At 58.8% G+C, this 21,945-nt stretch carries 15 protein-coding genes and 1 pseudogene; 6 read left to right on the top strand and 10 right to left on the bottom strand.

From position 1 onward, the window contains the following. Nucleotides 1-295: 295 nt before the first annotated feature. From J8I33_RS04740 to J8I33_RS04730, 3 genes and pseudogenes are all read left to right on the top strand, one after another. The gene (locus tag J8I33_RS04740) at nucleotides 296-1,615 is read left to right on the top strand and encodes an EAL domain-containing protein (protein WP_209933530.1); all 1,320 of its coding nucleotides are present in this window, start codon (nucleotides 296-298) and stop codon (nucleotides 1,613-1,615) included. 324 nt (nucleotides 1,616-1,939) lie between these two features. After that, nucleotides 1,940-4,453, top strand: coding sequence for an EAL domain-containing protein (locus tag J8I33_RS04735; protein WP_176015471.1), 2,514 nt, complete (start codon nucleotides 1,940-1,942; stop codon nucleotides 4,451-4,453). Nucleotides 4,454-4,509: 56 nt separating this feature from the next. Then, nucleotides 4,510-5,052 (top strand): annotated as a pseudogene (locus J8I33_RS04730) (integrase core domain-containing protein); the annotation flags it as partial. 70 nt (nucleotides 5,053-5,122) lie between these two features. Here J8I33_RS04730 and J8I33_RS04725 read toward each other — a convergent pair. The 6 genes from J8I33_RS04725 to J8I33_RS04700 all read right to left on the bottom strand — a co-directional run bounded on the left by J8I33_RS04725 (nucleotide 5,123) and on the right by J8I33_RS04700 (nucleotide 12,349). After that, entirely contained in the window at nucleotides 5,123-5,404 is a 282-nt protein-coding gene (locus J8I33_RS04725; protein WP_077179869.1) for a PAAR domain-containing protein, read from the bottom strand. A 9-nt stretch (nucleotides 5,405-5,413) separates the two neighbouring features. Then, nucleotides 5,414-6,301: a DUF4123 domain-containing protein gene (locus tag J8I33_RS04720; RefSeq protein WP_124595203.1), complete on the bottom strand. Its 888-nt coding sequence runs from the start codon at nucleotides 6,299-6,301 to the stop codon at nucleotides 5,414-5,416. 37 nt (nucleotides 6,302-6,338) lie between these two features. Then, nucleotides 6,339-8,519 carry a DUF2235 domain-containing protein gene (locus J8I33_RS04715; RefSeq protein WP_209933523.1) on the bottom strand — a complete coding sequence of 727 codons (2,181 nt, stop codon included), beginning with the start codon at nucleotides 8,517-8,519 and terminating at the stop codon, nucleotides 6,339-6,341. Continuing rightward, a complete protein-coding gene (locus J8I33_RS04710; RefSeq protein ID WP_050017852.1) occupies nucleotides 8,516-9,142 on the bottom strand; it encodes a DUF3304 domain-containing protein in 627 nt (208 codons plus the stop codon). Before J8I33_RS04710 ends, J8I33_RS04715 begins: the two co-directional genes overlap by 4 nt. 15 nt (nucleotides 9,143-9,157) lie before the next feature. Continuing rightward, nucleotides 9,158-11,680 (bottom strand): type VI secretion system Vgr family protein, encoded by a 2,523-nt coding sequence (locus tag J8I33_RS04705; protein WP_245171462.1) that lies wholly within the window; start codon nucleotides 11,678-11,680, stop codon nucleotides 9,158-9,160. Nucleotides 11,681-11,938: 258 nt separating this feature from the next. Continuing rightward, the gene (locus J8I33_RS04700; RefSeq protein WP_089489714.1) at nucleotides 11,939-12,349 is read right to left on the bottom strand and encodes a TIGR02594 family protein; all 411 of its coding nucleotides are present in this window, start codon (nucleotides 12,347-12,349) and stop codon (nucleotides 11,939-11,941) included. A gap of 194 nt (nucleotides 12,350-12,543) precedes the next feature. Here J8I33_RS04700 and J8I33_RS04695 point away from each other — a divergent pair, with 194 nt between their 5' ends. The 3 genes from J8I33_RS04695 (at nucleotide 12,544) to J8I33_RS04685 (ending at nucleotide 16,159) form a co-directional block, all read left to right on the top strand. After that, nucleotides 12,544-13,455 (top strand): LysR substrate-binding domain-containing protein, encoded by a 912-nt coding sequence (locus J8I33_RS04695; protein WP_209933516.1) that lies wholly within the window; start codon nucleotides 12,544-12,546, stop codon nucleotides 13,453-13,455. Between the two features lie 132 nt (nucleotides 13,456-13,587). Beyond that, the gene (locus tag J8I33_RS04690; RefSeq protein ID WP_023474996.1) at nucleotides 13,588-14,904 is read left to right on the top strand and encodes an MFS transporter; all 1,317 of its coding nucleotides are present in this window, start codon (nucleotides 13,588-13,590) and stop codon (nucleotides 14,902-14,904) included. A gap of 13 nt (nucleotides 14,905-14,917) precedes the next feature. Continuing rightward, nucleotides 14,918-16,159, top strand: coding sequence for an amidohydrolase family protein (locus J8I33_RS04685; RefSeq protein ID WP_209933509.1), 1,242 nt, complete (start codon nucleotides 14,918-14,920; stop codon nucleotides 16,157-16,159). A gap of 200 nt (nucleotides 16,160-16,359) precedes the next feature. Here the strand turns inward: J8I33_RS04685 and J8I33_RS04680 are convergent, their stop codons facing one another. The 4 genes from J8I33_RS04680 to J8I33_RS04665 all read right to left on the bottom strand — a co-directional run bounded on the left by J8I33_RS04680 (nucleotide 16,360) and on the right by J8I33_RS04665 (nucleotide 21,944). Continuing rightward, entirely contained in the window at nucleotides 16,360-16,656 is a 297-nt protein-coding gene (locus J8I33_RS04680; RefSeq protein WP_050018303.1) for a hypothetical protein, read from the bottom strand. Nucleotides 16,657-17,226: 570 nt separating this feature from the next. Further along, nucleotides 17,227-19,041 (bottom strand): NACHT domain-containing protein, encoded by a 1,815-nt coding sequence (locus tag J8I33_RS04675; protein WP_209933503.1) that lies wholly within the window; start codon nucleotides 19,039-19,041, stop codon nucleotides 17,227-17,229. A 252-nt stretch (nucleotides 19,042-19,293) separates the two neighbouring features. Then, nucleotides 19,294-19,758, bottom strand: a complete 465-nt coding sequence (locus tag J8I33_RS04670) for a hypothetical protein (RefSeq protein WP_209933497.1) — start codon at nucleotides 19,756-19,758, stop codon at nucleotides 19,294-19,296. A gap of 323 nt (nucleotides 19,759-20,081) precedes the next feature. Continuing rightward, a complete protein-coding gene (locus J8I33_RS04665) occupies nucleotides 20,082-21,944 on the bottom strand; it encodes a methyl-accepting chemotaxis protein (RefSeq protein WP_209933495.1) in 1,863 nt (620 codons plus the stop codon). Nucleotide 21,945 lies beyond the last annotated feature (1 nt).

Below are 21,945 nucleotides of genomic sequence, written 5' to 3'. Positions count from 1 at the left end.
GCATCCAGCCGCAGCCCCGTCAGTACTGGATCGGCCCGCCGCGCGGCCCGCTCCGGCGCAGCAAGCCGCCCCGACGGGGGACTGGGACAACTTCTAGGCGGCCGCCCGTGCCGCGAGTAAACTGACAGGTGGAGCAAACCGCGAGGGTCGGCGCCGACCCGGAAGGGCCGCGCGCATCTTCGTGAACGTTGAAGAAGCCGGCGAGGGCGTCAGTCATCGGCACAACGAACTCCCCGGATGCGACGGATGCCCGCCTGGCATCCGCGAGACCTCAACTCAAAGGGAACGTTCAAGATTGAATACGAGCGCACCGTCGCCCCGCCCCGCCGACGATCAACCGGAGTCGGGCGGCAGAGCCGCCGCACCGGAATACGTCTACCTCGGGCGGCAACCGATTCTGGACCGCAGCGGAGCGTTGATCGCATTCGAACTATTGTTCCGCTCGGGGACAGCCAATCGCGCCCACATCACGGATGACGCTGCCGCCACCGCGCAGGTCATCGGAAGACTCATCGGGGATATCGGCCTCACCGCCGCACTGGGCGATCGCACGGGCTATGTGAACATCGATCGAACGGTGCTGATGTCCGACATCGTCTGGTTGTTGCCACATGAACGCTTCATACTCGAAATCCTCGAAACGGTGACGTTCGACGACGCGCTCTGCAAGCGCTGTAGCGAACTGCGGCGCGCGGGCTACCGGCTCGCGCTGGACGATGTTTCCGAGGTTTCCCCCCGCCTGTTCGAATTTCTCCCTTACGTCGATATCGTCAAGATCGATTTTCTCGAATGTCCGCGCGAGCACCTTGCCGAACTGATCGGCACCGTCAAGCAGCACGGGAAGATGTCGGTCGCCGAGAAAATCGAAACGCCGGAGGACCATGGCGCCGCGATGCAAGCGGGCTTCGAACTGTTTCAAGGCTACTACTTCGCGAAACCGCAGGTGCTGACATCGCGGCGCGTCACGCCATCGCGCGACGCGCTGCTGCGCCTGCTCGTGCTTCTGGGCGGCGAACCGGAGATCGTTGAACTCGAAGCCGAACTCAAACGCATTCCGAATCTCGTCATTCCCCTTCTGATGCTGCTCAATTCAAGCGCGGTGGGGCTCAGCCAGCCCGTTTCGTCACTGCGCGAGGCGATCATGCTGGTCGGCACGCGGCAAATTACGCGCTGGACCCAGTTGCTCCTGTTTGCCGATGAGCGCCTGGACGCGTTGCGCTCCGATCCGCTGGCGCAGCTATGCGGCGCGCGGGCGCGATTCATGGAACTGGCCGCGGGCCGGCTGCGGCCCGACGATGACCGGTTCGCCGCTACCGCGTTCATTGCGGGCGTGTTCTCACTCGTTCATGTGCTGTTCGGCAGCACGATCGAGGACGTCGTCACGACGACGCCGATTCACGCCGATATCCGGCGGGCACTGCTCGAACGGCATGGCGAGCTGGGTTGGCTCTTGAACGCCAGCGAGGCAGCGGAATCGGGGGACTTCGACGTCATCCGCGCAGCGTGCAATACGTTGCCGATCTTCACCCCGAACGACCTGACCACGCTCTGGCTCGCTGCCACCACGTGGTACGACGATCAGGTGCGCGGGCTACCCGCATACCGCCCTCAGTAAGCCTTGCAATGGGCGGCGCGACGGCCGCGCCGTCAATCTCGCCCAGCCCGCAGCCGCTCGACTTGCCGACGTACGGCCCGAATGGGGTCATCGCACTCAACTCTTGACCGAATCTGCCGTTAACTCAGGGCGGCGGCCCGTGCGAGGGCGATGCGCCGGCGTGCGGTTTCGCCGGACAACCGGGCATCGATTCCGCGTGGGCGAGTTCGATGCGTGCGCAACCCGTCGAGGCGAGCAAGATCATGCCTTGCCGGCCGGCGCGGGCGCGCCCGAAGGTTGCCGGATCGAAGCGCGCCGGCAAGGATTTTTCGTCTTGGTCAGAGAATGTACCCGAACAGCTACGATGTTCCGATCGCGCGCCTCGTCGCGCGCCAGATTCTGTCCTGCGCGCCCGCCACGCCGGTGCGGGAGGCCGCGCGACGCATGTTCGCCGAACGGTGCAGCTCGATCGTCGTGATGAAGGAGGAACAGGTCGTCGGGATCTGGACCGAGCACGATGCGCTGTCGGCCGGCGACAATCCGGGCGAGCTCGATCGGCCGGTCAGCGAGGTGATGAGCCATCCGGTGATGACGCTCGAGGCCGACACGCCGCTCGGCGAAGCCGCGATGAAGTTCAAGCAGTCGGGCGTGCGGCACTTCGTGGTGGTGCGGGATGGCGCCGCGATCGGCGTGCTGACGCAAACCGACGTCGTCGTGAACCAGGGCCCGGAATTTTTCCTGCACCTGAAGCCGATCGAGTCGATCCGCGTCCATCCGCCCGTCGTGGTGCCCGAGCAGGCCGGACTGCACGACGTCATCGCACAGATGCGCGCGCAACGGCTCGATGCGATCCTCGTCGGCTACGACGACGGCGAGCACGGCATCCTGACCGAACGCGACATCGTCCGGCTGCTGGCGGACGGCGGCGCCCAAGGCGCGGTCGGCGCCCATGCGAGCAAGCCGCTGCAGATGCTGACCGCCAGGCAAAGCCTGTATGCGGCGCAGCGCTTCATGACCGAACACAACATGCGGCATGTCGGCATCCGGGACGACGATGGCAGGCTGACCGGCCTGCTCTGCTTCGCGGACGTGCTGCAGAGCATCGAGCACGAATACGCGAACGAGCTGCGCAGCGCGTTGCGCGAGCGCGACGAAGCGCTGGGGCTCGCGCGCTTCAACCTGCGCATGGCGGATCGCGTGTTCGAATCGGCGCTCGAAGGCATCATGGTGACCGACCGACGCGCGCGGATCGAGCGCGTCAACCAGGCGTTCACGCGCCTGACCGGGTACAGCGAGGATGAAGTGATCGGGCGCAACCCGGGCTTGCTGAGTTCCGGGCGCCAGACGCCCGATTTCTACAAGCAGTTGTGGCATTCGCTCACGACCGATGGCCACTGGCAAGGCGAAATCTGGAATCGCCGCAAGACCGGCGAACTGTTTCTCGAATACCTGACGATCACCAGCATTCGCGACAGCGCAGGCGAGATCTCTCACTACGCGGCGATCTTTTCCGACATCACGCAGCGGCGCCAGGCGGAGGAGCGGCTGGGTTACCTCGCCACGCACGACGTGCTCACCAATCTCGCGAACCGGATGTTGTTCGAGGAGCGGCTCGCGCACGCGATCAGCCATGCGAAGCGGTTCGGCCGCAAGGTCGCGGTGATGTACCTCGATCTCGACCGCTTCAAGCTGATCAACGATACGCTCGGCCACAACGCCGGCGACGAGGTGCTGAAGATGGTCGCCGAACGCATCGTCGCCAATGTGCGCGCGAACGACACGGTGGCGCGCATGGGCGGCGACGAATTCGCGCTCGTGCTCGAGGAGATCGACGACGTCCGCGACGTGGGACGCGTCGCGCGCAAGCTGCTGGACGAAGTGGGACGGGCGATCGATATCGGCGATCGCGAGATCTTCGTGACGCCCAGCATCGGCATCAGCATCTATCCGGACGACGGCACCGCGGCGGAGGACTTGATCCTGCTCGCGGACCAGGCCATGTACGGCGCGAAGAGCCGCGGCAGGAACGTGTTCCAGTTCTTCGAAAGCAAGATGACGTCGTCGGCGATCGAGCAACTGGAGACGCTCGGCGAATTGCATCGCGCGCTCGAGCAGAACGAATTCCGCCTGTTCTACCAGCCGCAATACGATCTGGCGAGCGGCCGGATCGTCGGCGTGGAAGCGCTGCTGCGCTGGCTGCATCCGCACCGCGGCCTGGTGCCGCCGGGCGACTTCATCGGGCTGGCGGAGCGATCCGCGCTGATCGTCCCGATCGGCAAATGGGTGCTGCACGAAGCCTGCCGACAGGCGCGCCGCTGGCTCGACGAGGGCTTCGAGTTCGGACGGGTGTCGGTGAACGTATCGGCACGGCAGTGCTTTACCGACCACTTCCTCAGCGACCTGACGACCATTCTCAGCGAAACCGCGTTGCCGGCCGAATACCTGCAGCTCGAGTTGCTTGAAAGCATGGCGATGAACACCCGCGAGGAAATCGGCATCCTGCTGCGCGAACTGGCGACGCGGGGAATCAGCCTGGCGATCGACGATTTCGGCACGGGCTATTCGTCGCTGGTGTATCTGAAGGATCTGCCCGTCGATACGCTGAAGATCGATCGGTCGTTCCTCACGGACTGCGGCTCGGGCAGCACGGACGACGCGATCGTGCGCGCGATCGTGGCGATGGGGCGCGCGCTGGGGTTGGATGTCGTGATGGAGGGTGTCGAGACGGCCAAGCAGCTGGCCTTCCTGCAGGAGATCGGCTGCCACCAGGGGCAGGGTTTCCTGTTCGCGCGGCCGCAGCCCGCCGAGCAGTTGGTCGGCATCTCGTCGCGCCGCGGCGCTGAACTGCTGACGGAGTGAGGCGGTCGTGGGGCGCGGGGCGCGTCGCTCGATATGCAAGACCGCCTTGTCGTTGAAGTGTATTGATCGCTCGAGGTGCGTACCAGCACACACCAATTGACGACTGCTCGCGGTTCCGGGGTACTGACGATCTACCCACGTAGAATTGCCCGAAATATGCTGCTCTTTCTTGATCGCGTTATCGAGGAAAGCCGTTCTCGATCCAGCGCATCCAAACCGACCGAGGCGGCGAGTTCTTCGCTGAGCCGGTGCAACGCCGTTTGACGAGCGAGTGCATCAAATTCCGACCTATTCCGCCACGCTCGCTACACCTCAATGGCAAAGTAGAACGATCATAGCTCACTGACATCAACGAATCCTGGTCGTATCGTTCGCCGACGGAGGACGCGATCGATCAACGAATTGAGGAGTGGAAGTTCGACTACAACTGGCAGCGCCCGCACGGCTCGCTCGGTGGCAAGACACCCGTCGATCGTATCGCTGATCTGACAGAAAGCCCACCTCCCGCGGAGGAGGTGGGCAGTGCCTTCGACGAAACGAAAGAGCGAATTCGGCACCGCGAATGGCGCGTCGACAAGGCCCTCGCCGAACATTGTCGGCACCTTAAGAAGTGAAACGATGTCCGTGAATCGCACACCTCGACACAACCGACGTGATCCTACGCATCGTTCAATCGCCCACACGAGCAGTCATACTGCCAATTAACGTGCACCCGCACTCGGTATGATGGCCGTGCAACGCAACGCGTTGGCCATCGATCGTTACCGTCGGATGCGCCTCGATTATCTTGTTAACTCCATGTGGTCGTCCATCCGGATATTTTTCAGGACAGTCCACCAGATCGTGCAAACGCGCAATCTTTTTGCCATCGATGCTATGTGTTTCCGATCCGGTGATCACTCGTCCGCCATGTGAGGTCGCATCACCGACCACGATCATCTGCAATGCCATACATACTCCCTATAACATAACGGGCTGAGAAGCGTTCCCGGCGTCGTGCGGACCCATCCGCTCAATCTCGGCCCATACACTTTCCGGAACGCCAGTGATAGCGACACTAAACGACTCATCAGACTGCTGACGCTGAATCAGCAAATCATGAACAAACCGATGCCGATCGAAATCCTGCCCGTACATATAGGTATGCTGACAGAACGAAAGGCGATCCCCCGGCTCGCGGATCCCCCACTGCACCGCACGGAGGTAACGAGGAATAAAATCCTCGAAGCGGTCAAGGTAGGTATGCTCTCCGTCGACATCGCCGGACTCGATCAGTGCAGCCAGAATCTCGTCGGGTTCCGTGTGCGCCGTGAGGGCATTAACGTCCTCCGGCCCAAGCTGAACCATGACAGAACGGCAGATCCTCGCGCTCGCCATCGATTCGTTTCCAATGTGCTGCCACTCCTTGTGACGCCCGCGGTACATCCATTGCTCGATAGGGCTCATGAACATGGCGCGAATCTGCTCTCCCCACGTGTTCAAAACCGCCGTCGTGTTACGCGGATCAAAGAACCGGACCATCGCGGTCATGTTGTCGCCAATATCCGCAAACAGGAAGGCTTGCAGATGCGTGACGAGCGCATCCATCTCGACCCGGCTAGAGATCAAGGACAGGCATGGACTTTGACGATCGAGCTGATCGAGTTCTACAAACCAATCCGCCTCCGTGTCATCTACCGAGACCAAAAATAATGAAGCCGGCCCGAGTTCCTCTTCAGGCAGACCAGCGAAAACGGAGAGAAACGGTACGCCAGCACGCTGCAGCAAAGGCACCACTTTCGGTGGACACACCGCCGCGTCGATCAGCCCCATCAGGCGCGCTTGCGAGGGTATAGCTTGTAGTTCCATCTGCAATCCTGTTTATCGGCTTGTTTTCCGATCCGCCTCAGGCCCAACCGGCTTGGGTCCTGCCATTACCCAAGTCGAGCTGCGAAGCGTTTGACGCAAGGCCGAGATATGCCTTGCGCTTATCTCCTCCTACAAACACGACTCGCGGGAAACCATACCCACCGGGCGCGTACTCGTGAAAATACGGCACTCGAAACCAACAGCGACTATCGTGTATATAGTCATCAAATAGAGTGATGGCCCCAACTGGCAACTTGTTCACGGCGTCGGAAGATGTGTGCTGGCGCAGGAATGATTCCACGCCAGGTAATGGTGCAGCCATAACATCGTCCTCTACGCGGTAATTCTGCACAAGCGTCGACCAGACCGTGTTGAGCAGTATTCCGCTATACGCGAGCGTCACGCAGGGGGAATCACTCCCGGGCTGATCATGTTCGACGACAAATGTCGGTGGCACCTTGATCACGTCGCCACCGCGCGTCACTATTGGGCGATGATCCGTGCGCTTCACCTTCCACCGTTCACACTGGTCCGGATACAGGTACCCGAGAAGCAGTCGCATTTCCTCCGCGCCTTGCCGAAGGTCGGTCTGATCGTTGGTCACAACATCGAGCGGTCCCTCCCCTGGACGGGCAGGTTTCGGGTTAGCGACACCAGGATGAGCAATCGCACCGCACAGCTGCTCGTTGCGCCGGTCCATGGCTTCGTTCAGCGCCGTCACCTGTCCCTTTTGCGTGCTCATGTACGACGTATATCCCGCTCCCATCGACAGGGCGTTCGCCTGGAGCAACTGAGATTGCGACCTGAGCTTACTCATGGTCGAATCCTTTTCCGACGCCTTTGAAACCGCCTGCTGTACCTTGTGCGGCGTCATCTTGTCTTCGTGCGCGCGTTTGAAGAAAGACTGTCCCGTAACATAGCGCTGCGGATTACCAATGTCTGCGCGCAGCGTACGCCACGCCAACATCTGGCCCAATCCGACCTTCAGCGCGTCCTCCACAGTGTTAACGTTCTCGACGGTCTTTCGCCAAGCGTTAAATGCATCGATCACCGACTGGTCGAGAGCAAAGTCGGCGACCAGATCGGCACGTTTACTTATCGCATCGCTATCCATCAGTGGCACACCATACGAGGCGGCCTTAAAATACATATCGTGCAGCGGGATCTGACTAAGCTTGTAGCTGTCGTCCCCAGCTTTCGCTGCAGCTCCTCCTTTACCCTGTTCGCACGGCGCATAGCCGCCACCCACGTCCGAATGGACCCCCGGATAAGCCACCTCGTCACGGATACCGCCGCCGTAGCTGTCCCCGTTACGGATTGAATCAAGTGGAAAACTCATACGCTGCTCGTGCACCGAGAACGCGTGGTAACAGAATCGCACATCCTTAGGAATATCGAGCCGACCGTCGTTAGCAAACGCGAAGTGCCCATCAAACGTGCCAAAGTCCACGGTCGCACGAGTCGAGTCGGGAGGGCCAACGGAGGCAACTGTATCGAAAAGACCGACGAAGTTAACCTTGTAATTCAGCGCATATTTGCCAGTCTGATATCCAATCCGTCCGTCCCGTGCCCATTCATTCATCAGCTTGTTGACGAATACGCGTGCGCATGCCGCCCCCCGCGAGAAACCAATTACGTTGATCCAGATCTGCTTGATCGTCTGGGGATATCGCCCCTCGTCGATCGCCTGCTTGTGAGCGAGACCCAATCGATCGGTGTAGCCAACCAGCGGGAGTTTGTGACCATCGGCCACTTCCGTGCAAACTCTTTGGACGTCGCTATCCGGAATCAGATTTCGCGTCTTGTCCGTAGCAATAGCCCGATATATAGCATTCAGTACTCTTGTGTAGCCCCACACGCAACGACTTCCAAAACCGGATGCCATTGACTTGCCGGAAGTCGAGTATGTCTGCTCACCAATACTCTTGAACGGTGTACCCACACCCGCAATATAGAAGCGAAATATCCCTTCTTCTGATCGGTCCAGTGCCGCGTTATACAGACGCGCAACATTGGAATGTGTGTGAACAAGCGAATCCCGGAACGGATTTGTCTGTTCGTCGTTATTGTTCGTGCCGTCAAAGAACAGCGTGATATGAAGTGTCTGAGGACAAGACATTAGAGCGTCGCACACCAGCGTGCGCCCTTTTCTCAACGCCGTGATACTACCCGCTATACGCCCGCCCTGAGGCATCGGATCCGCCCATCTGAGGCTCATTTTGCGCCCCCTCCATTCCGGTATAACCGATTCCACTCTTGATCCAAAACCCCGTGCACAATGTACGGATCGGTGTCTGGAGGGCGTATGCCGGGGTCGTTTAAGTCACCTTTCTGACCGTCGGCAACCATGATACGGACCCGGTCATCCGGCAAAAAGACCGCCCATAGACCGCCCATAATTTTTCCGTATTTCGGGATCCGAACGTTTTCCGCCTTGTACCAGTACCCCGGTGTCTTTCCGTCCTGCTTCTTGTCAACCAACCAGCGCACCGTCAGCCTCAGGTCCGGCTGCCATACAGAGGGGATGTCGCTGCAGCACATATCACCGCCACCACCGGACGGCTTGTTGTCTGCTTCAACGGGTAATACGTTGGGGCCACCACCGCTTACCCCCGATCCCTCCGGTCCCTCAAATCCCCACTTATGGATGTACCAAGGGGAGTAGTTCAGGGTCGAGGCGCCAACACCCAGCGTATCGTAGTGCTTCGGCAGGCTCGACAGATCAAGCGGCTGTGCCATAGCGCCAGGATGCTTATCGCATGCCCCGAGGAAAAAAACGGCAGCAAAGGCGACGGCCTGGATCGCACGTCGCCGGAAATGGGAAAGTCGGTCTGTCATCATGGATAAGTCTACGGATTAACGGGGCACCAGGGCCGCTCCGCCCCGGGCTGCCTTAAGCATGCATTCGACACAGATCTTCTTCGGAGACAAATCGACCATCTGGTCCTTCGGGCCGGGCAAATCATGAGAAGCTGCATACGCGGTAAATTTTCCTGTTGTTCCGCTCACCACACCGCTCGCATCCATATTCAGGAAGCTGCCGTTTACCTCGACACGGAATTTGTGAGCACGCAGCAGAATCTCCTCGCTCTCCAGCAGGATCTGCTTCTGTGCTCGCGCCACGATTGACTTTGTCAGTGCGTTCAATACGATGTCGCCCGCAGCCGAGACAAGATGCATAGGGCCAGTCTGCGCAAACAAACGAAGCGTGTCTCGCACCGTCGCGAAAAGGCTGCGTCCACTTGCAATACCAATATGACCTTCTGTTGTGATCGCGGCCTGCTGAGACGCCACATGCACGGTCGCTGGTGTGGTGATCTCGATACCCGCCTTGCCGTCGATCACCAGATGCGGTTCCGACAACTCCGGAAACTCGTTGTTACTGCCAGCGCCCGTGCCACGAATTTGTTCGTTCTGTGCCGCGATGGTATTGACGATGTCGGCTTGATGGCCGTCCGCATCCTGTGCCTCGCTCTGCTGCGCGATCTTCGTCAGCGCGTCGTGCAGTTGCTGCGCCTTTCCGAGTCGGTCAACGGTCTCGCTCATATCTTTCGCGGCGGCCGTTGCACCCGCGCGCGTCTCGGTCGTCACTAGCATGCCACGGTTCGCGCGCAACACGCCCCAGGAATCCGTTGCCAGCTCCCACCCGGTGCCGCGAGCTCCGTTTCGCCCCGCGTTGCCATCAATGCGTGTGTTGTAGCCAACGACGAGGCGTGAATGCTCGTAGTCGCTCGATACTTGAACCTGCAGTTTTCCTGGTGTGTCGTCGGCTACAACTTGATTCGCCTGCGTTCCCTCGAGATCTCTGGAACGCAGCCCCGATAACGCCTGGTTATCTGGCAGTTTCCACTGCACGAAGTTATTTCCGTTCGACACCCGACCTGTAATGAGCGGGCGGTCCGGTGCCCCGTCCAAAAACGACACTACGACTTCGTCGCCGATTCGAGGAACATGGATCATCCCAAATCCCTCGCCTGCCCAAGGATGGCTCACCCGGACCCAGCAGGAACTACGCTCGTCACGCTGACCGATGCGATCCCAATGAAACTGAACCTTTACTCGGCCCAACTCATCCGTATAAATACGACGACCTTGCGGACCGACAACTGTCGCCGTCTGCATCTGCATGACGGGTTTATGGTGTTCGTACGGGCTACGGAAGGGCACCGATTTACGTTGTGCCTCGATTTCAACCAAGAAGAAACCCTCGGCCCCGTCGAAATGAGTAATCCCAGAGGTCGGTTGCCCGTCGAAGGTAGCTTTCGCTTTAGCCAAACGCCCATTCAGGCTGTGAGGAAGGTCCCCGTGATGGTTCGATCCCGGCAGGTTGTTCTCGATCAGCCATATCACTTCGACGACTGCGAATTGGCTGCGCTCGCTAGACTCCCGGTCATGCTCCGGATGGCCAACGAGCTCAAACCACCGCCCAGCGTCGATACCGCGCAGTCCCCCCGTGCCGTAAAACCGCTTTCCGCGTGATTCCCACTCCTCCATGCGCACCTTGGTGAGATGATCGCCGCGCTCTTGATCAAGATACGTATAGGGGCCGGTATACTCATACACCTCCAACTGCTCCGGCAGCTGATGTGACACAGTCGGGATATTGGTGCCCTTCGGATTCGCGAGCGGCGACGGATACTTATAGTCGAATGTGCGAGTTGTCAGAGCCGCGCTATGGAGGGTTCGCAAGCCGGACCAGTGAACCAGCGCGTCAACCTCGCTGTTAGTACCGTATCGAGAGAACTGAACCGACCGCGCGGCGAGGGGCTCACACGTGTCTAGGTGATCCGTGATAGTCAGTGTATGGGAGTTACCATCGTCGGCCTGCTTCCAGATGCTGAACAGTCCTTCCTCTTCCATCAACCGGTGGACGAAATTCCAATCATCTTCGTATTGAGTACAGTACGACCTCGACGGAAGCTGCCTGGACAGTGCGAATTCAAATCGGCCTTTCGCCTGCGGATGCGCGTTGAATACATCCCGGAGGATCTCATCAACAGGCTTGTCCTGCCAGATACGCTGATCGCGGCGAAACTTCAGAAAATGCATCCATGATGCAAAGCTGATCTGGTAGCTGGTCAGTCCACCCTCTGATCCCAGTCTTCGGGCGGCATAGACGTAACCGTTTCGTGGCTGATAGGACCGATCTGCCTGCTGAATCCAGAGCGTAACGGATTGACCGATCAGGTCTTTCAGCTTGAGATCGCTTCGTGTCGACAGGACGTCGACCGCAAAGTCGAAATGTCGGCCGATCCGAGACCAGCCCACAGTGCGCTGGGGTAGCAATACATTTTCCCCAAAGGGAGTGTCGAGTTTCAGCAGCCGATCTTGCTGAAGCAATCCGCCCTGCATCGCCCTCACGATGTCTTGCGCATCCATTTCCATCCTTTTATTACTTTTTGCTTACTTTATTGTCAGTAGTATGACACAAGCTCTCTCGCGCGATTCTACAGTCAAATGCCTCGCCAGCACGGTGAACTCACGCGCATGGATTTGAGGTGCGTCCACGCGCGAGCGCCATACATCGTGGGGGAACTCGCCGACGGGGCTCCAGGTGGGTCAGTGCGGTGTGTTCGACAGATTAGCAACGGCGGGAATGTCCGCATTCGGGATTTTCCGCGTGCTACCGCCGCACGGTCAGTCCGTGGACGGCCAGCGGTATCCGATCACTTCGTTCAACGGATACGCGAGTTCGCGCACTTCTTCCAGTTGATTACCGCCGAACAGGTGAACGTGTTCGGCATCGTGACGCAGGTAGAACCCGACGTGCCCTTTCCAGCTCGTCGGATCGTCGCGCGTCAGGATCGCGATGCAGCCGTAGACCGGACGCTCCAGCGGTTTGCCCCATTCGAGCCACGAGCGTGCGAGCGCGGAGCCGGTCCCGCGGAATCCCGCGTGCGCCATGCACCAGTTCACGAACGACGAGCACCAGGAAATCTTGTCGTCGTAGCCGATCAGGTTCGTCTGGTTGTTGTACTCGACGATGCGCGGGTTGATGCTGCCCGGCGGATGGCGACGGATACCGAGTTCGGCCAGCGCAACGGGCATCCAGGGTGGGTGGACGGCTTTCACTTTGCTCTCAGGGTTTGATAGGGTCACGTCGTTCTCGGGTACGTGTCGGTGCAGTTTCGCTCAATCTTCGCATGAGTGAATACGGCGAATCCACAGCGCACTTCACGGATCGGGATTTTCGTCGGGCCCCCCCGTATCATGGAGGCAGCGCCCCCGACTCCCTGCCCGCCATGCGCATCACGCCCCTGCCGCCTCTTCAGTGCCTCATCGCGTTCGAAGCCGCCGTGCGGCATGCGAGTTTCACGAAAGCCGCCGCCGAACTGCATCTGACCCAAAGCGCGATCAGCCGCCAGATCCAGCAGCTCGAGGAATTCCTCGGCCGCTCGCTGTTCGTGCGCGAACACCGTTCGCTGCGGCTGACGATCGCCGGCGAGCAATACGCGGCACAAGTCCACCACCTGCTCACGCAATGCGCGCAAGCCACGCACGACGTGATGAAACCGTACGGCGATCTCGAACTGACGATCGCGTGCTCGTCCGGTGTCGCGCTGCTGTGGCTCACGCCGCGGCTACCGAACTTTCGGGCCACGTATCCGAACATCAAGCTGCGCCTGATCGTGCGCGACGGCCTGGCATCGATGTCGCCCGCGGAATTCGACGTCGGCGTCTACTACGTGCGCCAGCAGACGCCGGCCGAATACACCGCACGCCGCCTGTTCGACGAAGAAGTGTTCCCCGTCTGCGCGCCAGGCTATCTGGCCGACCGCACGCTCGATGCGGCCGATCTCGCGAGCGAAACGCTGCTGCGCCTCGAAGACGGCCAGCGCCAATGGATGTCGTGGTCCGAATGGTTCGACATGAACGACGTCGACCGGCAGAAGGCGCAGCCGCAGGACATCACGATCAACTCGTATCCGCAGATCGTGCAGATGACGATTCTCGGCCAGGGCGTGTCGCTCGGCTGGCGCTACATGATCGACGCATGCATCGAAGCCGGGCTGCTCGTGCGCGTGACGGAAGCGTCCGCGAGCCACGGCGGCGGCTATTACGTGATCTCGCCGAACGACCGCGCGCAGAACCAGGCCGCCCGCCTGTTCACGCGCTGGCTGTTCGAACAGGCGGAGCGGCAGACCGCGCCCTGAATGCCGCGGGCGCGACGCATGCGTGCAGCGCATGCAGGCATGCGAATCTTTCGTTTCAGAAAAAAATGCGGCTCTCCTTAGCATGGGATTCATGCGGGGCAGCCGTCCCGTCTTCTGACCAAGGAAGAGACCATGCAAGGAACGCTTTCCCCGCGCGCCGCGCCTTCCGTCGATGCGGCAGTGCAACAGCGCCGCCGCGCCATCGTCGCGACCGTGATCGGCAACGGTCTCGAATGGTTCGACTTCACCGTCTACAGCTTCTTCGCGGTGATCATCGCGAAGCTGTTCTTCCCGACCGGCAACGAACTGACGTCCGTGCTGCTCACCGTCGCGACGTTCGGCGTGGGCTTCTTCATGCGGCCGGTGGGCGGCATCGTGCTCGGCGTCTATGCCGACAAGGTCGGACGCAAGGCCGCGCTGTCGCTCACGATCCTGCTGATGGCGGCCGGCACCGCGCTGATCGGGATCGCGCCGACCTACGAACAGGCCGGCATCGCCGCGCCGCTGATGATCGTCGTCGCGCGGCTGCTACAGGGCTTCTCGGCCGGCGGCGAGATGGGCGGCGCCACCGCGTTCCTCACCGAATACGCGCCGCCGGAGAAGCGCGCGTATTACTCGAGCTGGATCCAGTCGAGCATCGGCTTCGCGGTGCTGCTCGGTGCGGCGACCGGCACGTTCGTCACGACGTCGCTCGACACGCAGGCGCTGCATAGCTGGGGCTGGCGGCTGCCGTTCCTGCTCGGGATCATCGTCGGGCCGGTCGGCTACTTCATTCGCAGCCATATCGACGAGACGCCCGCGTTCAGCGCCGTCGAATCGCAGGCGAAGGAAAGCTCGCCGCTGAAGGAAGTGCTGCACACGTATCCGCGCGAGACGTTCGCGAGTTTCTCGATGGTCATCCTGTGGACCGTCTGCACCTACGTGCTGCTGTTCTACATGCCGACCTATTCCGTGCGCACGCTGCATCTGCCGCAATCGACCGGCTTCACGGCCGGCATGGTCGGCGGGCTGATGATCATGTGCTGCTCGCCGATCGTCGGGCGACTCGCCGACGCGTGGGGACGGCGCGTGTTCCTGTCCGGCTCGGCGCTCGCGATCCTCGTGCTCGCGTGGCCGATGTTCTCGTGGATCAACCATGCGCCCGGGTTCGCGTCGCTGATCGTGTTCCAGGCCGTGTTCGGCGTGCTGATCGCGACCTATACGGGGCCGATCCTCGCGGCGTTCGCGGAGCTGTTTCCGACCAAGGTGCTGTCGACCGGGTTATCCGTTGCGTACAACTTCGCGGTGACGATCTTCGGCGGGTTCGCGCCGTTCCTGATTACATGGCTCATCGCCCGCACCGGCAGCAACATGGCGCCCGCGTTCTACGTGATGCTCGCGGCGGCCGTCAGTTTCGTCGGCACGCGCTTCGTGAAGGATGCGAAGCGTGCGGCCGCAACGACTCGATAAGGATTTTTCTCTCATGACCATTACCGTGCTTCAAGGCGGCAACGTGCTCGACCTCGAAAGAGGCGTGTTGCTCGAACATCATCATGTCGTGATCGAAGGCGAGCGGATCGTCGAAGTCACCGATCGGCCGGTGGATTTGCCGAATGCGCAGGTGATCGACGTGCGCGGCAAGACCGTGATGCCGGGGTTCATCGATTGCCATGTGCATGTGCTGGCGTCGAATGCGAACCTGGGCGCGAATGCGACGCAGCCGAATATTCTCGCGGCGATTCGGTCGCTGCCGATTCTCGATGCGATGTTGGCGCGGGGGTTTACCAGTGTGCGGGATGCGGGGGGCGCGGATTGGAGTTTGATGCAGGCCGTTGAGACAGGGCTGATTCCGGGGCCGCGGATTTTTCCGTCGGGGAAGGCGCTGTCGCAGACTGGTGGGCATGGGGATTTCCGGCCTCGTGGTGATGTGCTGGAGCCCTGCTCCTGCTGTTTCAGGACGGGAGCGATTGCGCGGGTCGTCGATGGTGTCGAAGGCGTGCGGCTCGCCGTGCGTGAGGAGATTCAGAAAGGCGCGACGCAGATCAAGATCATGGCGTCAGGCGGCGTGGCTTCGCCGACCGATCCGATTGCGAACACGCAGTATTCGGAGGACGAGATTCGGGCGATCGTCGACGAGGCCGAGGCCGCGAATACGTATGTGATGGCGCATGCGTATACGGGGCGGGCGATTGCGCGGGCCGTGCGATGCGGCGTGCGGACGATCGAGCATGGGAATCTTGTGGATGAAGCGGCTGCGGTGCTCATGCATGAGCGGGGGGCGTTTGTGGTGCCGACGCTTGTTACTTATGACGCGTTGGCTAAGCATGGGTCGGAGTTTGGGATGCCGGCGGACTCCATCGCGAAGGTGGCTTCCGTGCAGCAGAAAGGACGTGAGTCGCTTGAGATCTATGCAAAGGCCGGCGTGAAGATGGGGTTCGGGTCGGACCTGCTCGGCGAAATGCATGCGTTTCAGTCCGGGGAGTTTCGGATTCGGGCGGAGGTGCTGGGGAATCTGGAAGCGCTCAGGTCGGCGACGACGGTGGCGGCGGAGATTGTGAATATGACCGGGGAGCTTGGGGTCGTTGCGGTTGGGGCGATCGCTGATCTCGTCGTGCTGGATGGGAATCCGCTTGAGGATATCGGGGTCGTGGCCGATGAAGGCGCGCGGGTCGAGTATGTGTTGCAGCGGGGGGCGGTTGTGAAACGGCGGGTTGGCGGGCGGTGATTTGACGCCGTTCGGGTATTTCGGAAGGCGCGGTGCGGCCTCACTGGCCTTGCGGTCGTGACAGTTGTTGAAGGTCGCTAAAGGTGTGAATCGCGGCGTTCGCGGCCATGGCCGGGGCGGTGTCGCCCCGGCGGCCAGTCGTGTTCATGCAACGCCTGCGTTTCACTCGCTAGAGCCGCAGCAAGCGGCCCTTGCAGGTGTTAGAGCGGCGACGGTCCCCGGTCAGGATCGTGGTACGGCTGCTCTCGCAGCGCCAACTGGCTGTAGTCCGGCGTGATCGTGATCGATCGGTCGACGTCGCTGACCCTCAGGTACACGCGGTCGCCCGGCTTGAAACCGAAGATCTTGAAATTGATATCGATCGCCTTCATCCACGGCAGGTACGGCCAGCCTCGCTTGGGTAGGTCCGGGTAGTTGCGCAGGACCAGCTCAAACGTCTTCTGCATGTTGACGGGTTTGTTCTTTCTACGACGTGGCTTAGTATTGGCGTCAGCCATTTCCGACTCCTCGGATGAGTTGGTGGTGGTCAGCGGGTCGTATGGGTTGCCGCCCATGCGGCCCGCGCTTCTTTGTTGCCTCAGGTTTCCCCTTCTTTCTCCCCTCTTCGCTGGGTCTTGTTGGGCAAGACGTTTTTCGACCATCGAGGCGGAGGAGGTTGCGTTCAGCTCCGATGGCGAGAAGCATGGCTTCATGACCAGTGTAGTCGCGCTGGCATCTCAGAAATGAGGAATTGAGGGGGATTGGCCGTTAGGCATAGGGCGTGCGTGTCACCGGGGCTTCTACCGAAGACCTAACATTGCGCTTCATCGATCGATTTGCGCTTAATCGGCCCTCGCTTACGAAAAGGCTACGCCTGCAGTAGCCTTTCTCCACACGACAGGTCACCTCGAGCACGATCCAATTCAGTCTTGGGGAAATTCATTACTTCCACTTCCCTCACCCCACCGAACTCCGGGACAATGCAATTTCAAATAACCAAGCCCCTCCGACACCTTCACAACCCAACACTCAAGACCTCCACCAAATTCAATACAAAACTAATTTTTAATAAAATTAACCATCAATAATCAAAAAATGTTCTCCTTTAAATTTTCACCATTGATATACTCACGAGCAACACCTATACTCTGCCGCATTCTCTCAATCGATACTTTAAGCGTATTAATGAAATTATCATAACCCGTCTTAGAAAACAAAACAGCAAATGGTATTTCACCGATCTCCTCCCCTCCTACTCGTCGAATCGACTTCCCCCCTTGATAGCGCGACGCATGCTCAACAAGCCAATTTCGATAAGAAGGATCAATTTCAGTATCGAATGAGATGCGTCGCAAAACCTCTTCACCCGAGAAAGAAAAATCTCGACTTGCAAGCTGATGCACCGTGATCATGGTAACCGCAGATATCGCCTTACCATCATCAAATAAACGAAGACTAACGCCCTTCGTCTTTTCATCCAGATATTTTCGCAACGCACTTTCATCACCAGACGACTTCCCCATAATATCGTCAAGGCATTTTTCATGATCCGGTATCAGGAAATACGAATAATATCTGTATTTATCTATTTTAGAAAGAAAATTCAATATTTCCCGCCATCTATCGTAATCAGCCCTTGCTCTTTCATAAAATTTCCGGGCCGCCTCATCGTGCAATCTTCGAATAAATGAAGCAGCAAAATATTCGGCAATACTCTTGTGAAGGAAGGTCATCTCACCGACACCCTCTTCCAGCAACAGGCAGGCAACCTTGCTAATATCATGCCGAAATGCCTCCACCGTTGCTGTCCCTTCAGTGAAGTACTTTGCGGATCGCTCGTAAGTTGTCGCAAACTCCTCCGCAGTGAGAGTACGAGTCAGTTCAGCTTGAGCACACATAAAGCAAAAAGTTTCGAATAATTTCTGCAGCGTCCGCTCACCGAGGCCAGTCTTTAATTTTCTCTCAAATCCCGGTTTACTTTTATCATGCCTCGTGAATACTGTGGCAAACAACGATTCAAAAAACTCAGCCAACAATGGAGGAATAAATTTTTCCGACCGATAAACCATCACAGTCAACGTCAACATCAGCGGCGTGACGATTAGCTTAGATATCTCGTTTGGGCTCCCCTCAATGGCAGCGGCTATTTCATTTGCACGCACCCTCGGTAAATCAAGTTTCTCAAAAAATGGAACGTAATCTTCGACACCAATTTTAGCCAGACGAATGACTGAAAATGGCGGACACTTTTGAATTTCACAATCCGGCCGAGAGGTAATCGCTATAAATATATCATCATATCTTTCAACAATCCTCTCCAACTCGTCAACTACGCCAGAAACCAAAGAACCATCAAGCTCATCAAATCCATCAAAGAAAAGCGCGACTTTCCCTGTTTTAGCAAGAAAATTAAATGCCTCCGGAGTAGCATCAATATCATACGTTTTGAGTTCCTGGAGAATGTAGTGCATGAGATCATTTCCAGATTTTATAGAGCGAAGCTCAATAAATACTGGAAGGCGCCCACTACCGTTCTCCGACAACTCTTGAATGCAAAGATATCTGAGAAATATAGATTTACCTTGACCAACAATCCCCTCAAGAACAACTGGACTAACATCGATATCCAAAATACTGCGGACCCGCTTCCTCCCTTCACCCTCCACTTCAATTGTTGCCGGATAATAAAAATCCGTTAAGCGGACTTCTTTATCAAACTGCCAAAGGGTCTTCACAGACTCAATCTTACAAATCTTCCTCGACAATTTTCTAGAAAACTGCGAGGCATCCCATCTACTCAAATAATTAACACCGGATTTTTTTGCTCGATCATACAAATCCTTTATCAACGGAGCTAAAATTCTCGCACCAGTCGCCACCGATGCTGCAGTCGCCACCACCATAAACCACCCCTTATGATTTATAAATTAAAATCGAATGTTTATTGCAAATAAAATCACTTACATGAAATAGCCATAATAATCTCCCCAAAAAATTTCAAAACAACTCAACCCTCCTCTCGCAATATTTTATGTTCACGCAACCATCCATTAGCCAGTATGACAATCGCCATCAATCCAAGCATTGTCGCCACCCATCCGTGTCTAGCCAACCCCGTTCAGATCGATTGAAGTGCACGACGGGATCTTCTTTCCTCAATAAAAAAACGTGTAACAGAAAATCCCTGAATCACAATCTATTAAACCTGTTCGATTTTGCGATACAAAGAAAACTCCTACTGCTCCTTGCTTGACCGAGACAACCAACGTATTCGGCCCTTCCGGCACCCCTTCCTGGCTTTCCCCAAGCAACGCCTTCACGCCAGCATCAGCCGGCTTCCACGTCACCAGCAACTCTGCAAACCGATACGCCGCCACATCATCAGCGAACACATCCGTATAGAAAGCCCCGTTATCGAAGATAACGGCAACATCACCCGTAGACTTGATCCCCGCGTCCGCCCTCTCGGCCCAAGCCTTCAAAAGCGGCACCGTCGTAACAAGCAGATTGACCTTCCCGACATCCGACTTCAAGAAAAGCCCATCGGGCCCGGGCGTCACCCTGTCATCGGCGAGAACGCTTTGTACGTTACTCCCCGCCTTCGCAGAAAACTCCTTCATTTGACCGCCCCGACGAGCTTAACCAGCCTCGCATTCACTTCAGCCGCATATTTCTTGTCCAGATCTGCCTGATCTTTCATCCTGACCGCTCCCACCTTCGCCGCCACCTTCTCCCGACAAGCCAGATAAGTATCCGTTGGCGACCCGACAACTTCCCCCCACCGCAGCAATGACGGCAACAAGCACCCACCCCAACATTCAATCTGAAAATGCGTTTCATTTCTATAAACGCAGCCAATTCCAGTACCGACAAACAAAAACGGCTGCCGTGACCCCACGGCAGCCGTCCCAAACACCCCAAAATCCAACCCGCGAACCAATCCTTACTCATCCACCTTAAAAGCTGAAACCAGCTTGGTCAGTTCCGACGCCTGCTGCCTCAAACTCTCCGCCGCAGCCGCGCTTTCCTCGACCAAAGCCGCATTCTGCTGCGTCATCTGATCGAGCGACTGCACCGCATCGCCAATCTGATCGATCCCGGCACTCTGCTCCAGACTAGCCTCGGCAATCTCGCTCATCATCGCGCTAACGCCTTGAACCTGCGAAACAACATCACTCATCACCTTCCCCGCCTCACTCACGAGCCGCGACCCGGCACCCACCGTCCCCGCGCTGTGCTCGATCAGAGATTTGATCTCCTTCGCCGCCTGCGCACTACGCTGCGCCAGATTCCGCACTTCTGAAGCGACCACAGCAAACCCGCGCCCCTGCTCCCCCGCCCGCGCCGCCTCCACTGCAGCATTCAACGCCAGAATATTCGTCTGAAACGAGATACTGTCGATCATCACGATGATCTCGGAAATCCGCTGCGACGCGTTGCTGATCTGCTCCATCGTCGTCACGACCTCACCCACCACCTGCCCACCACGCGCCGCCGTATCCGCCGCACCGTTGATCATCTTCGCCGCAGTAGTCGCCGTCTCGGTGTTGTTGCGCACCACGGCCGTGATCTCTTCCATCGAAGAAGCCGTCCGTTCCAGGTTGCTCGACTGCCCTTCGGTGCGCTCGCTGAGATCCGCATTCCCAGAAGCAATCTGCGCCGAGCCAGTCGCAATCGAAGCCGAAGCCGCACGAATCCGGTGAACGAGCGTCGACAGCGACGACACGAACCGATTGAACGCATCCGACAACTGCCCGATTTCGTCCTCGCTCTCCACCGTCATGCGGCGCGTCAAATCCCCCTGACCGCTCGCGATCTCCGACAGCAGGGTAGCCGCCCGACGAATCGGCGCAGCGATCGCGCGGCCCACCAGCCAGATCACGAGCAGCGCGACCCCAAGGCCCACCACCGCCGCGACCAATGCCGCGCTGCGGATCGCGCGCGTCACCGGCCCGAGCAGCTCGGCCTGCGGCACCTGAACGACCACATACGCATTCAGCTCCGGAATGAACGAAGTCGCGATGAACCGCGCGCCACCATCACCGTCGTAACTGAGATACGCATACGGCTTGCCCGCAAGCAGCGTCGACGACGCCTCGCCCGGCAGCCCCGGCTCATCCTTCAGAAAATGCTTGCCGTCGATCAGCGACGTATCGCGATGCATCATGATCGCGCCGTCGGGGCGCACGAGATACGCAAACCCGGTGTCTCCGATCCGGTAAGCCGAGATCCCCTTCGCGAGCGCATCGACGGACAGGCTCATGCTCGCCGCGCCGATCGGCACGCCGTCGAGTTCCACGCGGCTGTTGATGAACATCATGTAGCCGCCGACGGTCACCTCGCGATCCATGTTCACGTCGTACGCCTTGCCCGACGACAGGAAGCTGGTCAGCCACTGATCCTTGTCGGTCACCTTCCGCTGCAAGCCCGCTTCGTTGTAGTAGTTGCCGCTCTTCACCGACACCCACTGCACGGACGCGGCCTTCTGCTCGTCCTTCACGTTCTTCGCGAGCTGAATCCAGTTGCGTGTGCCGGCGTCGGGTTCGCCGTCGGCTTCCCATTGCAGCAGGAACGCATCACGCGCCAGAATGCGCGACGCGGCGATCGGGCCGGCCATCTGGCGCTGCACGTCGGCGCGGATGCCGTTCACGGCGGTGGGCAGCTCTTCGCGGACGACGCGATCGCGCACCGCGTTGCCGATCAGACGGACGCTGAGCCCGCTCGAAATCGCGACGAACACGAGCAGGCAACTCGTCATGCTGAGAATCAGCTTGTTCTGAATGGAAAGCTTGCGCCAGAAATGCATG

It is taken from the genome of Burkholderia sp. AcTa6-5 (genome assembly GCF_017815075.1).
GTDB lineage: Bacteria > Pseudomonadota > Gammaproteobacteria > Burkholderiales > Burkholderiaceae > Burkholderia > Burkholderia sola.
The sequence above is the reverse complement of the archived record's forward strand: the minus strand, read 5'-3'. Positions and strand labels throughout refer to the sequence as shown.

What these genes read in the sequence shown, in the direction of transcription:
- J8I33_RS04735 (WP_176015471.1), top strand. Translation starts at nt 1,940, where the DNA reads ATGTACCCGAACAGCTACGATGTTCCGATCGCGCGCCTCGTCGCGCGC.
- J8I33_RS04725 (WP_077179869.1), bottom strand. Translation starts at nt 5,404, where the DNA reads ATGGCATTGCAGATGATCGTGGTCGGTGATGCGACCTCACATGGCGGA.
- J8I33_RS04720 (WP_124595203.1), bottom strand. Translation starts at nt 6,301, where the DNA reads ATGGAACTACAAGCTATACCCTCGCAAGCGCGCCTGATGGGGCTGATC.
- J8I33_RS04715 (WP_209933523.1), bottom strand. Translation starts at nt 8,519, where the DNA reads ATGAGCCTCAGATGGGCGGATCCGATGCCTCAGGGCGGGCGTATAGCG.
- J8I33_RS04710 (WP_050017852.1), bottom strand. Translation starts at nt 9,142, where the DNA reads ATGATGACAGACCGACTTTCCCATTTCCGGCGACGTGCGATCCAGGCC.
- J8I33_RS04705 (WP_245171462.1), bottom strand. Translation starts at nt 11,680, where the DNA reads ATGGATGCGCAAGACATCGTGAGGGCGATGCAGGGCGGATTGCTTCAG.
- J8I33_RS04700 (WP_089489714.1), bottom strand. Translation starts at nt 12,349, where the DNA reads ATGCCCGTTGCGCTGGCCGAACTCGGTATCCGTCGCCATCCGCCGGGC.
- J8I33_RS04695 (WP_209933516.1), top strand. Translation starts at nt 12,544, where the DNA reads ATGCGCATCACGCCCCTGCCGCCTCTTCAGTGCCTCATCGCGTTCGAA.
- J8I33_RS04690 (WP_023474996.1), top strand. Translation starts at nt 13,588, where the DNA reads ATGCAAGGAACGCTTTCCCCGCGCGCCGCGCCTTCCGTCGATGCGGCA.
- J8I33_RS04685 (WP_209933509.1), top strand. Translation starts at nt 14,918, where the DNA reads ATGACCATTACCGTGCTTCAAGGCGGCAACGTGCTCGACCTCGAAAGA.
- J8I33_RS04680 (WP_050018303.1), bottom strand. Translation starts at nt 16,656, where the DNA reads ATGGCTGACGCCAATACTAAGCCACGTCGTAGAAAGAACAAACCCGTC.
- J8I33_RS04675 (WP_209933503.1), bottom strand. Translation starts at nt 19,041, where the DNA reads ATGGTGGTGGCGACTGCAGCATCGGTGGCGACTGGTGCGAGAATTTTA.
- J8I33_RS04670 (WP_209933497.1), bottom strand. Translation starts at nt 19,758, where the DNA reads ATGAAGGAGTTTTCTGCGAAGGCGGGGAGTAACGTACAAAGCGTTCTC.
- J8I33_RS04665 (WP_209933495.1), bottom strand. Translation starts at nt 21,944, where the DNA reads ATGCATTTCTGGCGCAAGCTTTCCATTCAGAACAAGCTGATTCTCAGC.